The sequence below is a fragment of the Arthrobacter sp. JCM 19049 genome, from assembly GCF_001310435.1.
Map to the genome: position 1 here is coordinate 1 of NZ_BAXF01000429.1, position 1,857 is coordinate 1,857.

At 69.0% G+C, this 1,857-nt stretch carries 1 protein-coding gene and 1 pseudogene; both read right to left on the reverse strand.

Features of this window, described 5'->3' with window-relative positions:
- Positions 1-1,020: pseudogene (locus JCM19049_RS20905) on the reverse strand (ferrochelatase); the annotation flags it as partial.
- Positions 1,021-1,033: 13 nt separating this feature from the next.
- Complete coding sequence (gene hemQ, locus JCM19049_RS13020) at positions 1,034-1,711, reverse strand: hydrogen peroxide-dependent heme synthase (protein ID WP_054821797.1); 678 nt, start codon at positions 1,709-1,711, stop codon at positions 1,034-1,036.
- Positions 1,712-1,857 lie beyond the last annotated feature (146 nt).

Sequence of the window (1,857 nt, forward strand, 5' to 3'; positions counted from 1 at the left end):
CCGGTGCGCCGCGGGCCCGTCGGGGCCGGTCAGGCGTTCCTCGATGACGTCGATCAGTCCGGAGACGAACTTGGTGTGGGTGCCGGGGGTGGGCACCCGGCAGAAGGCCAGGCCCAGTTCGGCGCAGGTGTCCTTCGCCTCGGTGTCCAGGTCCCAGAGCACCTCCATGTGGTCGGAGATGAAGCCGATGGGCACCACCACCACGCCGGCCACGCCATTGGCGGCGTCCTGTTCCAGCGCGTCGTTGATGTCCGGTTCCAGCCACGGAATGTGCGGGGCCCCGGAGCGCGACTGGTAGACCAGCGAATCCTCCAGGCCCTCCGCCTCGGGCACGTGGGCCAGGATGTGGGCGGCGACCGCCCGGTGCTGGGCGGTATACAGGTTCTCCGGGTAGTTTTCGTGCTCGGCGGCCGGCCCGGCGGCGTTCGCGTCGCTCATCGGGATCGAGTGGGTGACGAACACGATCTTGATCCGTCCCTCCGGTTCCCGCGATCGGCCAGCTGCTCACGCACGTCGGCCAGGGACTGCCTCACCCCGTCGATGAACGGCTCCACGAAGGCCGGGGTGTCAAAGAACTGGCGGACCTTGTCCACCTCCACCACGCCCTCCAGCCCGGTTTCGCGCAGCCCCATGCCCAGATCCTCACGGTACTGGCGGCAGGCCGAGTACCCGGCGTAGGCGCCGGTGCCCAGCAGCAGCACCTTGCGGTGCCCGTCCGCGGCGATCTGCTTGAGCGTGTCGTTGATCATCGGGTACCAGTTGCGGTTGCCCCAGTAGACCGGCAGCTGGATGCCGCGGGCCTCCAGCTCGGCCTCCAGGGCCGCCTTCAGCGCCCGGTTCTGGGCGTTGATCGGGGACACGCCCCCCGTTGGTGCGGTAGTGGACGGCCACCTCCTCCAGGCGCTCATCGGGGATGCCGCGCCCGGCGGTGACGTTGCGCAGGAACGGGATCACGTCCTCCTGGCCCTCCGGTCCGCCGAAGCTGGCCAGCAGCAGGGCGTCGTAGGGCTTGGGGGTCATGGTGCCGTTGGCGTCATACCCGGTGCGCGGGTCGAAGTCCTGGTTCACTGCAGGACTCGGCAACCTCGGCGGCGCTGATGCGCCGGCCGGTGTAGAACGGGGTTTCCTCGCGCACATGGTGGCGGGCCTCGGTGTAGCGCAGGTGGCGCATCATGTCGACCAGGTCGATCATGTCATCGGCCTCCAGGCAGACCTGCCACTCGTAGTCGCTGAAGGAGAACGCGGCCACGGTGTTGGCCAGCACGTTGGGGAAGTCGCGGCCCAGGATGCCGTGGTCGCGCAGCATCTTGCCGCGGGAAGCCGGGTCCAGGGTGTACCAGTCGTGGGAGCGCACGAACGGGTAGACGGTCATCCATTCCTTGGCATCCAGGCCGCGGGCGAACGCCGGGGAGTGGTCCTTGGCGAATTCGGCCTCGCGGTGCACGGCCATGGTGGAGTAGGCGATCTCGGTGCCGGCAAACAGGACGCTGCGCCGGATCCGGCGCATGCCCGCCTGCAGCAGCTCGGCGGCCGGGCCGTGGATCCACACCATGACATCGGCGTCCTGGCGCATCGCGGAGACGTCGTAGAGCCCGCGCACGCTCACGCCCTGGTCGGCCAGCTCCTGAACGAGGGTTTCGAACTCGGCCGCACCCTGCCCGCGCTCGGCCGGGACCGAACGCTTGAAGACGGTCCACAGGGTGTAGTACATGGTGGCGTTGCCGGCGGCCTCGCGGTCACGCAGCACCGGTGAGTTGTTCTCTGGACGTTCAGTATGGTTCTCTCCTCGGTTGGATTCTCGGTCAATGGTCTTGGTGGCCGGCGCATGGGTCCCGGGCCGGGCGGGCCGGGTGGGGC

Coding starts and splice junctions, on each gene's coding strand:
- hemQ (WP_054821797.1), bottom strand. CDS start 1,711: ATGTACTACACCCTGTGGACCGTCTTCAAGCGTTCGGTCCCGGCCGAG.